Here is a 14597-nt window from a genome sequence, read left to right as displayed (position 1 = left end):
CCCATGTCGCCCCGACGGTCTTTGACAGGTTTGGGGGAGGCGTTTCCGTATGTCCGACAGGCAGCCGGAACTTCGCATAATGGGGCAGGGCGCCCATCAGGCGGTCTGACAAGCTACTGATTTCGCTCAGACCGAAAATCGGTTTGGCACGGTTTGGCACGGTTTGGCGCCCGTTTTTATATTCTCCGGCTACGACGTTTGACGGTCGCCTCAGCCCTTCAGGCTGAACACCGAAGGCACATCACAACGCCATTCCCTGAGCCGCATCGTGATGGCGAAGGCCTCGATCTGGGAGGCGACGCCGAGGGCGAGCACGATCCACAGGGTCGGCAGGGCGCCTCCTGTGAGCAGGGCCTGGGTGACCAGGGCCCACAGACCCAGTCCGAACAGCTTGGACAGATAGTGGTGTGGCGAGGCCTCGCGACGGAAGCGGGCGAAGCTGACCAGATGGTTGGCGATCTCCAGCGCCGCGATCAGGGCGGCGGCGGGCCAGAGCAGGGGGATCAGGCCGGGGCGGGCGATGGCGACCGCGGCGAAGGCCGAGATCCAGAAGACGACGTCGGCGCGGCTGTCCCAGGTTCTGAGGGCCTCGGTCGCGACCTTCAGTCGCCGGGCGATGATGCCGTCGAAGATGTCGGACAGGACGCCGAGCGCCAGCAGCAGGGCGCACAGGCCGGGTCGCCCGAGAACGGCGAGACCGATCATGGCGGGCCCGGCCGCGAGGCGGAACAGGACCAGCATCCAGGGCAGACGGTTCAGCATCCGCCAGAGCTAGCACGCTATGGTGAAGCTGGTCAGGCGGTCAGCCGCACCGCCAACAGGGACCGGGCGCGGGCGGCGAGGTCCAGCAGGCCGTGGTCCGAGGCCACCTCGGCGGCCTCCAGCAGGGCCAGAGAAGCGGCGCTGTCGTCCGAACCGGTCAGCAGGGCGCGGGCCCGGGCGATGCGGGCCATGGCGATCTGTTCCACGGCCCAGTCCAGCTCCGACGGATTGCTGGCCAGGCGGATGCGGGCGGCGGTCTCGGCGTCGGTCAGACGCGGCACGTCGCCGGTCGAGGTCGCGGCGGCGATCTCGCCCTCGATCAGCATGTCGCGGGCCATGGCGCCGACGACCAGCGACTGGCCGGCGGTCAGGGCCTCGGCCTGACGCAGGGCGGCTAGGGAGACGGCGCCCGGGGCGCCGCCGCGCACGATCTGGATCACGACCCAGTCCAGCGGGCTGTGGTCGGGGGTGAACTGGTCGGCGGCGGCGTCGAACATGGCCCGGCCCTGATCGCGCGCGGCCTCGTTGTCGGCCAGGGCGCCCAGGGCCGACATCCCGGCCCCGCACAGGGTCAGGGCCCGGGCGCGGGTCAGGGGGCGATAGTCGGGCGAGGCGCTCTCGACCAGACGCAGCAGTTCGCGCCCGGCCTGATCCAGCAGATTGGGGTCGCGGCGGGTCAGGCCGACCTCGAGGGCCAGGGCGGCGCGGTCCATCCGCAGCTCGTCCAGATTGCCGGCCCGGGTGCGGTCCATCTCGTGGATGGCGGCGTCCAGCAGGGCCGCGGCGGCCATCAGGGCGCCGGAGCCGTCCTTCTCGTCGTCTTCGAAGCGGGCCTGACGCGAGCGGATGCGGGCGTGGACGGCCGAGATCAGGGCGACGGTCGCCGGACGGCATTCCCGGGTTCCGGGCACGGCCTCGGCGGCCATGTCCAGCACGCCGCGCCCGCCCGAAAGGTCGAAGCGCAGCAGCAGGGTCAGGGCCTTCTCGATGGCGGCCCGGGCGATCTCGTCGTTGGTTTTGGCCTGCCGCGCGGCGTCGAGAGCGGCGCCCAGCGCCTTGCGGATGCTGTCGGCCGAGCCGGTGCGGCGGGCGTGTTCGCGCCACAGGGCGGCGCCGCGCAGCCAGGCGGGATGGGGCTTGGAGCAGGACACCCGGCCCGCGTCGGTGCACTGCTGGCGGGCCTCGACGGCCAGAAGATCCACGCCGATCAGCTCCAGCCAGCTCAGGTCCTCGCTCTCGCGCGCCTGGGCGAACAGCCGTCTCAGATCCCTGCCGAATTCAAACATGCGCCTCGTGAGCCTCTCGGTCGTCCCGCTTCGGGACCGCGGGGGCGGTCCTGAGGGGCCCCACGCAAACGCAGGGCCGCTCGGGCGGTTCAGCTCAGGTTTGTCCGGAAACGCGGGGGATTCCGCCATCGGGTATCACCCCAGGTCGGGTGTGCGGGTGCGGCAGCGCTGCAGGGCCGCCTTGGCGTCGCCGTCGCGGGCGTTCAGCTGCTGCACCGCCCGGATGCGGGCGCGGTTCTGGTCGGCGTCGGCGACGGTCGCGTTCCGGTTCGAGGCCTGGGCCGCCTGGGTCGCGGCGAGGGACCAGTAGAGGGCCGCGTCCGACAGGGCCTTGCCCTCGGCCGACTCTCCGCCCTCCAGTTCGGAGGCGGCCTGGGTCAGGCCCGCGCACCGCACCGTCTCGTCATAGGAGATCAGCGCCGCCGGGGCGGCGGTCTGGGCGCTCAAAAGGGTGGCGATCCAGATCGCGGACATGGCGACACAGAACCACGGCGGGAAGGCGGAAGGAAGGCCTGCCCAGCTTCAATCCCGGACATACCGGCGGACGCGCCTCTGGGCGTTGTGGACCCGTTGGTCGGTGGGATCGGCCGCCAGGGCGCGGGCGACGAAGCCCTGGGCCAACTCAAACTGCCGGGTCTGTTCAGCGTCTTCCGTGGCGTCGAGGCCCCGTTTGGTGCTCAGGTCGGCCATCAGGATCAGGCCCTCGACATTGTCGCCCTGAAGGTCGAGCGCATGGGTCAGAGCCGTCTCGGCGGCGGCCTCGTCGCCCCAGCGCATTTCCGCCCGACCCGCGGCGACCAGGGCCAGCGGATCGTCGGGGAAGCGCGCCGCGGCGGCCCGCAGCGTCGCCAGAAGCGCGGGGCCGTTGATCGCCTCGGGGTTCCAGGACCGCGCGTTGATCGCCGGCAGGATGACCGTATCCGCGGCGGGCGACAGGGTCGTCACCGTGATGACCGGCCTGATCGGCGGAATGTCGAGCTTGGCGTAGGTGAGGCGACCCCGGACGTGGTCGCGAAGCTGGGCCGTCAGCTGATCCATCGTCATGCCGAAGATCGCCTGCCAGGCCTCGACAGGATCCCGGCCGCTATTGACCGCCGTGACATAGGCGGAAAGGTTTCGGATCCGCGCGGCGTCGGTCACCAGCCAGTGCGTCAGCGCCCAGGACTGGGCGTAGTACATCCCCATCTGTTGCTGGCCGGCGACGCCCAGCGAGCTGTCAGCGCGCAGCACCACGTCCATCGGCAGCCAGCGCTGTTGGGCCAGGGCCTGCAGGCGCCCGATATTGGGCAGGCCGAACGACGCCGAACCCGCCTCGCTCACCGTCGCGGTGGCGAAGAACTCGGCGAACCCCTCACGGAACCAGCCCGGATAGGGGACGTCCCCGGACCGGGCCATGACGTGGTGGCTGTACTCGTGCAGCAAGATGTCGTCGCCATCGCCCCGGATCAGCACGGCGAAGACATCGTTGTCGCTGCTGGAGTAGTAGCCGGCGATGCCGGGCGGCAGGCCCGGCACGGCCACGCGCAAGGCCTTCCCGTCACCGACCAGATAGACCGGCAGCCGGCGCGCCTCCGCACGCGCGCCGCCGAAGCGGGCGGTCAGCAGTTGGTCGAAGCGTTCGAGCTTGGCCGTGTAGTCGCGCAGGGCCCGTTCCGAGCCGTCGCTGTAGACGACGAAATGCTCGCTCTGGGCGCGCCGCCATTCGGCCAGGGCGGACAGGGGCGTAAGGGCGGTCAGCGCCAGGGCGAAGACCGGGGCGAACAAGAGACGTTGGGCGACTGACGACAAGATGGAACTCCCCCGAGAGCCCTCACCCTAAAGCCGCTTTATCGGGGCCGGTCCACCGTTCGTTGAACCGGGCGCACAACTTTCGCGCCGGTCAGCCGCGTTCCTTCGTCTTGGTGAAGACGACCTTGGGGAAGCGCTCGCCGACATAGCCGGTCTCCCAGCTCGACTTGGCCAGGAAGACCGGGGCCTGGTCGATGTCGCGGGCCATCTGGGGCCGGTATTTGGAGGCGAAGTCCTCGACGTCGGCGTCCGAACCGTTGACCCAGCGGGCCTCGGCGTAGGGGCTCGGCTCGAAGATGACCTCAAGGCCGTATTCCTCGCCCAGCCGGTCGGCCATGACCTCGAACTGCAGCTGGCCGACGGCGCCGACGATGAAGTCCGCGCCCAGCTCCGGACGGAACAGCTGGGTCACGCCCTCTTCGGCCAGACCGTCCAGCGCCTTCTTCAGATGCTTGGCCTTGAGCGGGTCCTTGACCCGCACCCGCTGCAGGATCTCCGGCGCGAAGTTGGGCAGGCCGGCGAAGCGGACCATGCCGCTCTCGGACAGGCTGTCGCCGACCCGCAGAACGCCGTGGTTGGGGATGCCGATCACGTCGCCGGCATAGGCGTCCTCGGCCAGTTCGCGGTCCGAGGCGAAGAACATGATCGGGGCGTTCACCGACAGCTGCTTGCCGGTGTTCTGGACCTTCAGCTTCATGCCGCGCTTGAAGCTGCCCGAGGCCATGCGGAACATGGCGATCCGGTCGCGGTGGTTGGGGTCCATGTTCGCCTGGACCTTGAAGACGAAGCCGGTGACTTCGTTCGCGCCCGGCTCGACGGTCAGGTCGACGGGAGCAGGGGCGTTGCGGGTCTCGGGCGGGGCGGCCTTCTGGGCCTTCATGGTCTTGGGCGGCGGAGCCCAGTCGCCGATGGCCTTGAGCAGTTCGTCGATGCCGAAGTGGCGCAGGGCCGAGCCCCACAGGATCGGCGTCATATGGCCTTCGAGGAAGGACTGTTGGTTGAAGGCCGGATAACCGCCCTCGACCAGCTCCGCGGCCTCGCGCAGCTCGCCCAGCTCGCCCGCCTCGAAATGCTGCGAGGCGGCGTCGATGTGCAGGGCTTCGGGGTGGCCCGCGTCCTCGACCGCGCCGGGGACCTTGCGGGCATAGGGCTGGAAGTTTCCGGTCCCGACCTCGATCATGCCGCGCAGGCGGTTGCCGCTCTGGGCCGGCCACCAGATCGGGGCGGGGTCGAGCTGCAGCTGGGACGCGATCTGGTCCAGCAGCTCCATCGGGTCCAGGGCCTCGCGGTCCAGCTTGTTGATGAAGGTGATGATCGGGATATCCCGAAGACGACAGACCTCGAACAGCTTCAGCGTCTGTGGCTCGATGCCCTTGGCGGCGTCCAGCACCATGATGGCGCAGTCGGCGGCGGTCAGGGTGCGATAGGTGTCTTCCGAGAAGTCCTCGTGCCCCGGGGTGTCGAGCAGGTTGAACATCTTGCCGTCGTGCTCGAACGTCATGACCGAGGCCGAGACCGAGATGCCGCGCTCCTTCTCTATCTTCATCCAGTCGGACTGGGTGCGCCGGTTCTCGCCGCGGGCCCGCACGGCGCCCGCCGCGCGGATGGCCCCGCCGGCCAGCAGGAGGTGCTCGGTCAAGGTGGTCTTGCCGGCGTCCGGGTGCGCGATGATGGCGAAGGTTCGGCGGCGCGCGGCTTCTTCAGGCAGGGTCAGTTTCGACATGGTGGGCGCACCTAGCGTGTCGAGCCCCGGAAGTCACGCGAGCCGCTCGGCAAAGCCCTATCGACGAACTGTCGATAAAATCCACAAAGACCCCTCGCCAGCAGGGGTTTTTGGAGTCATCCTTCGATCCGCACGAGACGTTTCCGGCCACGCAGTCGGGCGCCGCGCGGGAAAAAGGAAACGACCATGGCCCTGCTCGATCCGTCGGACGACACCTTCGCCCGGCCCGCCTCTTCCGACCACGAAAAGACGAACCACCCCTTCCTGTGCGTGATGGGCGGCTTCGGCTTCATCGTCGCCACCGCGCTGGTGGTGCATGTGGTTTTCAACGTCCTGGTTTGACGGCGAACCGTTCGGGAAGGTTCGCCGCCTGACCTGAACTCAGGACCCCGACGCGGCCGTGTCGCCTTCCGCGTCGGCCGGCGGAGGCGGCGGTGCGCTTGTCGGCGCCAGTCCGGCCTTTTCTCGCGCCTGGGCCAGGAGCGCCCGCGCCGGAGCGGAACTCTCGTCACCATGCGGATTGCTGGCGACCGGAGCCAGAATTTCGATCGCCTGCCGGTAGATGCCCTTGTTGACCAGGGCCTGGGCGGCCAGGAGGCGCACCGTATCCACCTGGGGCGCGTATTCCTCGGCGGCGAGCAGGACTTCGAGATCGTTGTCGGTCGGATACCCGGGGCCGCCTCTGCGGGACTCGTCCAGCCCGAGATAGATGCGATAGTCGGTGGGATCAGCCTGGACCGCGCGCGCCAGAAGGCGGCGGGCGCCCTGATATAAGGTCGCTCGCTGTGTTGGGGCCACCCCGTCCTCGTCCGCGCGGTGCATGCGGGCGATGGCGGTCAACCGCAGGGCCTCGGTATTGACCGCGTCGGCGGCGACCAGAGGCGCCACGGCGGCTTCGGCGGCGTCCCACTTCTTGTCCTGGATCTCGGCCTTGGCGAGGACCACCTCGGCGAAGGCATCGCCGGGGTAACGGGCTGCGCGTTCGCGCACCTGGGCCAGGGCTTCGGCCTTGCCGTCGGGGCCGAGACGGTCCATCCGCAGATCCAGCCAGATCAGATCCCGGGCGCTGCGTGCCATGGGCGCGATCGCGACCTCCGTCGGCCCCTCGATCGCCTGCAGCGGGGTGAAATAGGTGATGCGGCCGTTCACATAGGAGCGGATCGCGTTCTGCAGCTGGTTCGGGGTCATGCCGACGGTCGTCTGCAAGGCCTCCACCGGGTCGCCTCCGAGACGAAGGGCCCGGAGATAAGCCGCCAGCTGCTGCTGCCGCTCGGGCGTGCTCATGAAGTAGTGGGTCATCGCCCAGGCCTGGGCGTAGTAGCTGTGGCCCAGGGTGCGGGGCACCTCGGTCTTGCCCAGAACCGCCTCCATCGGGGCCCATTCGTTGAAGGCCATGGTGAGGGAGTTCATCCGGCCGGGGCTGTGCATGCCGATGCGCACCCGGTCGCGGCCCAGGTCCGCCGTGGCGTAGTATTCGGCGAAGCCCTCGGTGAACCAGCCCGGATAGTCACCGGCCATATTGGCCCGCATGAAGTGGTGGCTGTATTCGTGGAAAAGGGTGCTCTGTCCCTCGGATCGGGTCAGGTCGACGACCGCGAAGATCCGGTCCACGTCGCCGGAATAGAAGCCCGCGACCGACCCGCCGAGGCCCGGATAGATCTTCCTCAGATCATCGATGCCGTGGGCGAGGAAGATCTCGAGCTTGCCGCTCTCGCGATCGTTGGCCACCGGGTAGTAGAGGCGAAGCATGGCGTCGAAGCGCTCGACCTTGCGCACATAGCTGCGCAACTCGCCTTCGTTGACGTCGCCATAGACGATGAAGTGCGGGCTCTCGGCGCGCAGCCATTCGGCATGGGCGGGCGCGGCGACCGCCATCAAGGCCACGGCGCTCGCGGCGCACGCCAGCAACGGGCGCAGGCGCGCTCCGATCGATTTCAACATCCCGACTATCCCCAACTCATACAGCCCACGGCCAGCGTGTGACGCGACGCGGCTCCCGTCAAGCGGGACGCCCGTTGAGGGACCGATCAGCTCCCTTGGGCGTCACCGGCGGTGTCGGCGTCTTCGGGCTCGGCCGGCGCATCGTCTTCGGCTGCCTGGTCCGCGTCGGACACACCCTTGATCTGGTTGATCATCGACTGGGCCGCCGAGGCGGCCCCGCCGCCGTGGGGGTCGTTGGCGAGGGGGCGGAGCAGGCTGAGCGCCTCGTCCTTGTCGCCCTTGTAGATCAAGGCGGAGGCCAGTTGCAGGACGGTGTCCGACAGCTGGGGCGCCAGGGTGTAGGCGAAGCGCAGCGTCGCCATGTCATTGTCGTTCGGATAGTTGGGCATCCCGCGGCGGGCGTCGGTCAGCAGCATATAGGTGCGGAAATTGCCTTCGTCCGCCCGGAAGGCGCGGCCCAGGAAGGCGCGGGCCTGGCCCATGGCGCGATCGCCGGCGTCGGGGGCGTCGGCATCGCGAGCGGTCTTGATCGCGGCCGTGGCGAGCAGTTGCAGGGCCTCGACATTGGCGGGCTCACGTTCCAGCAGCTTTGTGGCCAGGGCCTGGCCGGCGGCCAGATCGCCCAGTTTCATTTCGGCGTGGGCCAGGACCAGGGTCGCCAGATCATCGTCGGGGAAGCGCGCGGCCCTTTCGCGCACCGTGGCCAGAACCCGGGCCGCGTCATCGTCTTCCGGGTCCATGACCTTCACCCGCTGGCCGAGCACCAGAAGCGCGTCCGCCGAACGGGGCAGATGGGTGATCGTGACGGGGGCCTCGGGGAAGTTCATCACCACAGCCTTGTACGGAATTCCGCCGCTCATATAGCGGCGCAGGGCGCGGCGAAGCCCGACCGGGTCCAGGCCCGTGGCTTTCTGCATCGCCTCCACCGGATCGGTTCCGGCGCCGACGTCGACCAGATAGGCGTTGAGCTGGACCTGCCGCTCGGCGTTGCCCCAGAACCAGTGGGTCAGGAGCCAGGCGAGGGGGTAGTAGGTCTCGCTGCCCCGCGCCCGGCCGCCCGGTCGGTTCGACAGCAGGTGGCGCATGTCCAGCCAGGTTCCACCCTGAAGCCAGCTGGCCCGGTTCTCGTTGTACTGGCCGACCAGGACGCGGTCCGACTTGAACTCGGCCGTGGCATAGTATTCGGCGAAGCCTTCCACGAACCAGCCCGGGTAGGGATAGGCCGCGTTCTGGAACATGAAGTGGTGCGCGTACTCGTGCAGCAGGGTGTCGTCGTCACTGTCCCGGATGACCATGGCGAAGATGTCTTCTTCATCCGTCAGGTAATAGCCGACGATGTTGGGACCGAGATCCGGGCGCACAGTGACGAGGCCTGCGCGCGATCCGACCAGATAGATCGGCAGCTTGCGCGGCGGCGGCTCGCCCATCGAATTGCTCAGGGAGATGTGCAGGATCCGGTCGTAGGTATCCAGGTGCTGGACGTAGCGGCGCAGGCTGGCTTCGCTGCCTTCGCTGTAGACGATGAAGCGTTCGCTCTCGGCCTTCAGCCATTCGGCGTGGGCCGGGACGGCGCCGGTCAGGGCCGCGAAGGCGAGACCGGCCGCGGCGGCCGTCGAAAGACCGCGCGCGCCCGCGATGATGGATTTGATCATAGACGCCCCCGCATCCCTACAACTTGAGGGTCAAGCCATAGTGTGGCCGGGGGTTGCGTCAAGCGGATACGCCTGACGCCGGCGGCTCAGGCCGCCATGCGGTTCCAGACGGCGCGGTCGGCGGCGACGGCGTCGAGGCGGCCGCGCTTCTCCTGACGGCCCAGCTGGCCGATCACGGCCTCGGGCAGGGCGCAGAAGCGGGGTTCGACCAGGTCGGGATCGCAGTCGGCTTCCGGGGCGGCGAACAGGGCGGCGTTGATCTCGGGGCTGCGGTCGGCGATCAGCCAGGCCAGACGACGGGCGCGGCCCGGATCATTCCGGTGCAGCATCGGGTCCTCGGCGAACAGCTCGCAGCCGAGCTCCAGCACATAGTCGAAGCCCAGCTTCTCGAACCGGCGCGCGTCGGCGGGCGTGACCGGGGTGGCCTCGTCCAGATCGAACACGACGTCGTTCAGAAGAAACAGCATAGGGCCCTACTCGCCAGAACGCCGACGCTTCTCGCCGACAAACCGACCCTAGACCCGGTGCGCTTGCAGTCCCGTTCACGAACGCGGTTAAGGTTTTCTGACCGGTGGGGTCGCCCTCGCGCGCACGTGAGAAGATCAGGTCTTCGCCACATCCTCGGTAATGAAATGCCGCCCCTCGCGGTCCTCGATCTCGACCACCCAGATGTCGGGGTCGTAGCCGATCTGGCGCTGGATGTAGGCGTCGAGCTCGCTTTCGAACTCGCTGGTCACGGGCTGGATCCAGAGGCGTTCGCCGTCGGGGCCGAAGGCTTCCGTGTAGAGCCGGGCCGTGCGGTCGAGCGTGTTCCAGGCCTTGACGATGACGGTGCCGGCGCGCTGGTCGCCACGCCGGGCGACCGTCGCATTGGCCCCGGCCAGCTCGGCGCGGCGGATCAGGGCGCTGACCCAGAGATCGCTGGAAAGAAGCAAATCGCTAACCCTGCTCGGAAACGGGACCGGAACCCCGATGGGTCTACGGTCGGGGTCATGAGGACTGCCCCTGCGACCCGATACGCCAGAACCACCGTGCTCGCCATGGCGATGCTGGCGGCGCCGTTCACCGCCCTGGCGGATGCGACAGTCCCTTACTTCGAGCGGAGCTTCGTCCTGGCCGCCGACGCCAAGTGCCGGCTGTTCGACCCGGCCCTGACCACCGCCCTGACGGCTTCTGCCTGGCAGGCGCGCGGCGCGGCCGCCCGTGCGGGCGCCACCGACGTGGCCCTGGCCGAGACCGCCGAACGGGCCCGCACGAGCGCCGCCCGAACCCCTTGCGCGGATCCCCAACTGGCCATGGTCAAGGGCCGGGTCAGCGACGCCTTCGACGGCTGGTCGCGGATCGCGAAAATGAGTTTCCCGGGCGGCCGCGCCGCCTGGACCGCTGACCGCACCACCTTCTCCAGCCCGACCTGGCGGCTGATGCAAACGACCCGCGTCGGCGCCTCGCCGGTCACCTTCGGCTATGTCGAGGGCGGGGCCGAGCGCCAGACCTTGAAGGCCGTGGTTTCCTTCGTCGGCCAGTCGCGTCCCTATGCGGCGAAAGTGGTGATGCGCGACGTCGAACGCGCGCCCCACCCCTATATGACCTCGCCGGGCGTCGCGGCCATGCCGCCGGAAACCATGCGCCGCGCCTTCTTCGCCGCCGGAACCCTGCCGGCCGACAAGGGGCTGCTGCAGCCCGAGAAGACGCAGGGCGACGCCTGGCTCTTCCCCGCGGACACCGCCGACGCCCTGTCGAAGCTGGATCCGCGCGAACCGTTCGCGGTCGACTTCCTGTTCAGCGACGGCAGTATCGCCCGTGCGACCTTCGAGGCCGGGGACTTCGCCGCCGGCCGCGCCTTCATCGCCATGGGGTCGCTCTAGGGGCGTTTCAGCCCGCGTCGTTGGCCGAGTTCAGGTCGGGGTGCAGGGGGATGATCTCGGCTCCGCCCTCGGGCGGCGCGGCGCGCGTCAGGCCGACGACCGGCATCCGCACCGTGACCGCCGTGCCTTCGCCGAGGGTGCTTTCGATGCTCATCCGGCCGCCGTGCAGCTCGGCCAGGGCGCGGACCAGCGACAGGCCCAGACCGGTGCCCTGCGCCCTCTGTTCGGCTCCGCCCGCCTGTTCGAACGGACGACCCAGTCGGCGCAGGTCCTCGGGCGCGACGCCGACGCCGGTGTCGGCGACGACCAGCTCCATATAGGGGCCGATGGCGTCGATGGTCAGGGTGACCGAGCCGCGCGCCGGGGTGAACTTGATCGCGTTGGACAGCAGGTTCAGCGTCATCTGCTTGAGCGCCCTCTGATCGGCGTCGACCATCAGGGGCTCGGGCGGCAGGACGCCGTTCAGATCGATGCCCTTGTCGGTCGCCGACAGACGGACCAGGGCCAGGGCCGCCGAGACCGCCTCGCGCGCGTCGAACCGCTCGACGGACAGCTCATAGCGTTCGGCCTCGATCTTGGAGACGTCGAGTACGTCGTTGATCAGGTCCAGCAGATGGCCGCCGGCCTCGTGGATGCTGTCGGCATAGTCGGCGTAGCGGTCGGGCAGGGGTCCGAACAGCCGCTGGCGCATGATGTCCGAGAAGCCGAGCACGGCGTTCAGCGGGGTGCGCAGCTCATGGCTCATATTGGCGAGGAAGCGGGTCTTGCCGGCGTTCTGGGCCTCGGCTTCGGCGCGGGCGCTTTCCAGACTGGCCTCGCGTGCGAACTGGGGCGTGCCGTCGAAGGCCTGGGCGATCAGGCGGACGGCAGCGTCGTTGCCGTCGAGGCGGCGCAGCACCAGGGTGACGCGCCGATCGAGGGCGATGCGGGGAGCGAAGATGACCTGGGCCTCCATGCCGACGCGAGCCCTCTCGAGCGCGGCAAGGACCGGAGTGCGATCCGGGGCGTGGACCTGGGCAATCAGGCCCTGGCTGAACAGGGCGTCGACGTCCAGCGCCGGGGGCGGGGCCCCATAGGCGCCGAGCACCCGGCCGTCGGGGTCCATGACCAGCGTCAGGCCGGGCTGGCCGGCCAGGACGCTCTCGACGCGGGCCAGGCTCTCGCGGGCTTGTCCGGCGACGTCCTCACGCGGACGGGTGGCGATGTGCAGGGCCGCCGCGGCCGACAGGGCGGTGATCACGGCGGCGGCCGTGGCCAGGGTCGGGCTATCGCCGGGCGCGCCGCCGAGCAGGACGGAGACAAGGCCCACCAGGGCCGACAGGGCCACGGCGAAGGCGCCGGTCAGGGACAGCAGCCGCCCGCCCAGCAGGATGCCCGCGATCAGGGGCATGAAGACGAAGGCGGACAGCGATCCGGTCAGGCCGCCGGACAGGGCCGAGGCCGCCACGGCCGCCAGGCTCCAGACGCCCAGCACCAGCCCCCGCTCACCGGGACCGTCGGCGCGGGCCAGCCACAGGCCCGCCAGACCGGGCAGGATCAGGCCGATCAGCCCGGCCAGCACCGTCCCTTGCAGTCCCGGCGAGAGCCAGGGCGCCGCGACCGTCAGCAGCAGAGCCGCCCCGGCCCAGCCCGCATGCCAGCCGACCACGGCGCGCACGTCCTGGGCGCGTCCGGGGTCTGAGAGGGCGGGGGCGAGGTTCAAGACAGGGTTCCGATGGGCGTCGGGCGCGGACCGCCCGACCGTGAAACCTAGCTGTGGCGGCGAGTCGGGGCGAGGGCGCTCACGCCTGAGGCGACTCCGTGCAAGGGGAGAAGGAGTCGCAACTGGGGACCATGTCGCCCGTTAGGGTTACCGCCCCGACTTGTCCCCAACCGGCGCCCGCGGTTGTCCTCGCGGGATGGGGCCTCTATCTGGCGCCTCATGACCGCGTCCGCCGCCAGCATTGCCGATACTTTCGCCGCCATGGTCGAGGACTTCGACCTGTTCGACGACTGGGAACAGAGGATCGAATACGTCATCGATCTCGGCAAGGGGCTGGAGCCCCTGGCCGAGGCCGACCGGATCGAGGCCAACAAGGTTCCGGGATGCGCGGCCCAGGTCTGGCTGGCGACCGAACGCCGCGACGGGCGGCTGGTCTTCCGCGCCGATTCCGACAGCGCCATTTCGAAGGGCAATGTCGCTCTGCTGCTGTCCCTGTTCTCCGACCGGACGCCCGAGGAAATCCTCGGCTTCGACGCCAAGGCGGCGCTCGACCGGCTGGGTCTGCCCCAGGCCCTGACCCGCCAGCGCGCCAACGGGCTGAATTCGATGGTGGGGCGGATTCGTCAGGAAGCGCTGGCGGGGGCTTGAAGCTCAACCGATCCCATAGTGCTCCGCCAGCGCCTCCAGCCCCTGTTTGAGCAGGGTCTTGCCCTGACGGCGGCGCAGGCCAAGCTCGCGTTCGGCCAGCTGCAGGCTGGAGCTGCGAAGGCAGACGTGGACGACGAAGGCGCGCACGCGGGGGCTGACGGCGTTCAGCGCGGCCTCGACCCGGGTGGCGGCCGACAGGGCCCGATCGCCGGGTTCGACCCGCGCCGCCGAGCCGGCGCCCGAGCGGGGCAGGGCGTCCCAGCGCATGGTCAGGGAGGGGCCGGACGCGGCCAGCTCTCCATCCTGCCTCAGCCGCTCGCCCGCCGCGACCTCGGCCGGGGTCAGCCAGGGGCGGCCCGAAGCGTCGCGCCGCCGGGCGAGCCAGGCGATGGGGCTCTCGCCAAGATTGCCGGCGCGGGGCGTCATCCGGCCGTCAGCCTCCATCACCATTATCTCGCCGGGCAGAATCCCGGGGCGGCCCGGGGCGGGAGCCGAGGCGTCAGCGGTGGGCCGGGCGGTCCAGCCGCCGTTTGCCCGGCCCCTGAGACCCGGATCGGCGACCAGGGCCCGGAAGCCGGCTTCGTCCAGTGTCAGGCTGACGCGCGAGCGGCGATCGCCGCCGACCCGGATCGGATAGCGGCCGTCCTGCTGGTCGATCCAGGCGCCGGGCCGGGCCAGCATGCGGCGAGCGCGCTCGATAGGGTTTGAGGCTTCGGCGGTCATGCGGCGCCTCCGACCGACAGCTCCAGCCGGGGCGTGTCGCAGATCAGACGCAGAGTCTGCTCCATCCGATCAAGGGCGGCGTCCATGGCCGGATCGTCGCGCGCGTCTTCCGACCAGCGACAGGCCGAGCCGGCGGTCGCCCGGTTGATGCCGAAGGCGAGACCGACCCGTTCCAGCGTCCAGCCATACCCCACATGAGCCAGATAGACCGCGAGGTAGCGGGCCCGGCAGGCCCTGGGCGCCAATCGCGCACCGCTCATCGCCGCGACCGGCACGTCGAAACTCAGGGCGATCAACTGCATCGCCAGCCCCACCCGCGTCCGATCGCCCTCCGTTACCGGCGCCCGCCAACCCGCCTCTTCCATTCCTGCCTGCGACATTGTCCTGAACTCCCTGATCGAGAATCGCAGTGTGAATGCGTCCCTGACCTATCATAGGAATAACGTCCTATATGACGTCAGAAGCGGTCACATCGCCAGTCAGGGGCAGGGATTGGAGTGGGGCGGT

At 69.6% G+C, this 14597-nt stretch carries 15 protein-coding genes; 3 read left to right on the top strand and 12 right to left on the bottom strand.

Going from position 1 to position 14597, the window contains the following annotated elements:
* Window positions 1-210 precede the first annotated feature (210 nt).
* The 5 genes from ACW172_RS03465 to ACW172_RS03445 form a co-directional block, all read right to left on the bottom strand.
* Window positions 211-762, bottom strand: a complete 552-nt coding sequence (locus tag ACW172_RS03465; RefSeq protein WP_492033797.1) for a CDP-alcohol phosphatidyltransferase family protein — start codon at window positions 760-762, stop codon at window positions 211-213.
* A gap of 32 nt (window positions 763-794) precedes the next feature.
* Window positions 795-2048, bottom strand: a complete 1254-nt coding sequence (locus ACW172_RS03460) for a hypothetical protein (RefSeq protein WP_492033796.1) — start codon at window positions 2046-2048, stop codon at window positions 795-797.
* 135 nt (window positions 2049-2183) lie between these two features.
* Window positions 2184-2522: a hypothetical protein gene (locus ACW172_RS03455; RefSeq protein ID WP_492033795.1), complete on the bottom strand. Its 339-nt coding sequence runs from the start codon at window positions 2520-2522 to the stop codon at window positions 2184-2186.
* A 48-nt stretch (window positions 2523-2570) separates the two neighbouring features.
* The gene (locus tag ACW172_RS03450; RefSeq protein ID WP_492033794.1) at window positions 2571-3836 is read right to left on the bottom strand and encodes a DUF1570 domain-containing protein; all 1266 of its coding nucleotides are present in this window, start codon (window positions 3834-3836) and stop codon (window positions 2571-2573) included.
* Window positions 3837-3927: 91 nt separating this feature from the next.
* Window positions 3928-5559 (bottom strand): peptide chain release factor 3, encoded by a 1632-nt coding sequence (locus tag ACW172_RS03445; RefSeq protein ID WP_492033793.1) that lies wholly within the window; start codon window positions 5557-5559, stop codon window positions 3928-3930.
* 186 nt (window positions 5560-5745) lie between these two features.
* On the opposite strand from ACW172_RS03445, the gene ACW172_RS03440 reads away from it, so the two are divergent.
* A complete protein-coding gene (locus ACW172_RS03440; protein WP_492033792.1) occupies window positions 5746-5901 on the top strand; it encodes a hypothetical protein in 156 nt (51 codons plus the stop codon).
* Window positions 5902-5940: 39 nt separating this feature from the next.
* Here the strand turns inward: ACW172_RS03440 and ACW172_RS03435 are convergent, their stop codons facing one another.
* From ACW172_RS03435 to ACW172_RS03420, 4 genes are all read right to left on the bottom strand, one after another.
* The gene (locus tag ACW172_RS03435) at window positions 5941-7500 is read right to left on the bottom strand and encodes a DUF1570 domain-containing protein (protein WP_492033791.1); all 1560 of its coding nucleotides are present in this window, start codon (window positions 7498-7500) and stop codon (window positions 5941-5943) included.
* Window positions 7501-7586: 86 nt separating this feature from the next.
* Window positions 7587-9152: a hypothetical protein gene (locus tag ACW172_RS03430; protein WP_492033790.1), complete on the bottom strand. Its 1566-nt coding sequence runs from the start codon at window positions 9150-9152 to the stop codon at window positions 7587-7589.
* An 86-nt stretch (window positions 9153-9238) separates the two neighbouring features.
* Window positions 9239-9619: a hypothetical protein gene (locus tag ACW172_RS03425; protein ID WP_492033789.1), complete on the bottom strand. Its 381-nt coding sequence runs from the start codon at window positions 9617-9619 to the stop codon at window positions 9239-9241.
* A gap of 135 nt (window positions 9620-9754) precedes the next feature.
* The gene (locus ACW172_RS03420; protein ID WP_492033788.1) at window positions 9755-10087 is read right to left on the bottom strand and encodes a DUF1491 family protein; all 333 of its coding nucleotides are present in this window, start codon (window positions 10085-10087) and stop codon (window positions 9755-9757) included.
* A 57-nt stretch (window positions 10088-10144) separates the two neighbouring features.
* Between ACW172_RS03420 and ACW172_RS03415 the strand changes: the two genes are divergently transcribed.
* Window positions 10145-11017 (top strand): hypothetical protein, encoded by an 873-nt coding sequence (locus ACW172_RS03415; RefSeq protein WP_492033787.1) that lies wholly within the window; start codon window positions 10145-10147, stop codon window positions 11015-11017.
* A 7-nt stretch (window positions 11018-11024) separates the two neighbouring features.
* On the opposite strand, the gene ACW172_RS03410 is transcribed toward ACW172_RS03415, so the two are convergent.
* Window positions 11025-12719, bottom strand: a complete 1695-nt coding sequence (locus tag ACW172_RS03410; protein WP_492033786.1) for a sensor histidine kinase — start codon at window positions 12717-12719, stop codon at window positions 11025-11027.
* Between the two features lie 219 nt (window positions 12720-12938).
* Here ACW172_RS03410 and ACW172_RS03405 point away from each other — a divergent pair, with 219 nt between their 5' ends.
* Window positions 12939-13367, top strand: a complete 429-nt coding sequence (locus ACW172_RS03405) for a SufE family protein (RefSeq protein ID WP_492033785.1) — start codon at window positions 12939-12941, stop codon at window positions 13365-13367.
* A 3-nt stretch (window positions 13368-13370) separates the two neighbouring features.
* On the opposite strand, the gene ACW172_RS03400 is transcribed toward ACW172_RS03405, so the two are convergent.
* Both ACW172_RS03400 and ACW172_RS03395 read right to left on the bottom strand, forming a co-directional pair.
* The gene (locus ACW172_RS03400) at window positions 13371-14090 is read right to left on the bottom strand and encodes a DUF6456 domain-containing protein (protein WP_492033784.1); all 720 of its coding nucleotides are present in this window, start codon (window positions 14088-14090) and stop codon (window positions 13371-13373) included.
* Window positions 14087-14470: a chromosomal replication initiator DnaA gene (locus ACW172_RS03395; protein WP_492033783.1), complete on the bottom strand. Its 384-nt coding sequence runs from the start codon at window positions 14468-14470 to the stop codon at window positions 14087-14089. The genes ACW172_RS03400 and ACW172_RS03395 overlap by 4 nt, the downstream gene beginning before the upstream one ends.
* Window positions 14471-14597 lie beyond the last annotated feature (127 nt).

This window comes from Brevundimonas sp. ALps5 (assembly GCF_058681645.1).
This window is presented reverse-complemented; position numbering and strand designations above follow the sequence as displayed.

Bases quoted from the DNA above. Each gene is read 5' to 3' on its own strand.
- ACW172_RS03465 (WP_492033797.1), bottom strand. From the start codon at position 762: ATGCTGAACCGTCTGCCCTGGATGCTGGTCCTGTTCCGCCTCGCGGCC.
- ACW172_RS03460 (WP_492033796.1), bottom strand. From the start codon at position 2,048: ATGTTTGAATTCGGCAGGGATCTGAGACGGCTGTTCGCCCAGGCGCGC.
- ACW172_RS03455 (WP_492033795.1), bottom strand. From the start codon at position 2,522: ATGTCCGCGATCTGGATCGCCACCCTTTTGAGCGCCCAGACCGCCGCC.
- ACW172_RS03445 (WP_492033793.1), bottom strand. From the start codon at position 5,559: ATGTCGAAACTGACCCTGCCTGAAGAAGCCGCGCGCCGCCGAACCTTC.
- ACW172_RS03440 (WP_492033792.1), top strand. From the start codon at position 5,746: ATGGCCCTGCTCGATCCGTCGGACGACACCTTCGCCCGGCCCGCCTCT.
- ACW172_RS03435 (WP_492033791.1), bottom strand. From the start codon at position 7,500: ATGTTGAAATCGATCGGAGCGCGCCTGCGCCCGTTGCTGGCGTGCGCC.
- ACW172_RS03430 (WP_492033790.1), bottom strand. From the start codon at position 9,152: ATGATCAAATCCATCATCGCGGGCGCGCGCGGTCTTTCGACGGCCGCC.
- ACW172_RS03425 (WP_492033789.1), bottom strand. From the start codon at position 9,619: ATGCTGTTTCTTCTGAACGACGTCGTGTTCGATCTGGACGAGGCCACC.
- ACW172_RS03415 (WP_492033787.1), top strand. From the start codon at position 10,145: ATGAGGACTGCCCCTGCGACCCGATACGCCAGAACCACCGTGCTCGCC.
- ACW172_RS03405 (WP_492033785.1), top strand. From the start codon at position 12,939: ATGACCGCGTCCGCCGCCAGCATTGCCGATACTTTCGCCGCCATGGTC.
- ACW172_RS03400 (WP_492033784.1), bottom strand. From the start codon at position 14,090: ATGACCGCCGAAGCCTCAAACCCTATCGAGCGCGCTCGCCGCATGCTG.
- ACW172_RS03395 (WP_492033783.1), bottom strand. From the start codon at position 14,470: ATGTCGCAGGCAGGAATGGAAGAGGCGGGTTGGCGGGCGCCGGTAACG.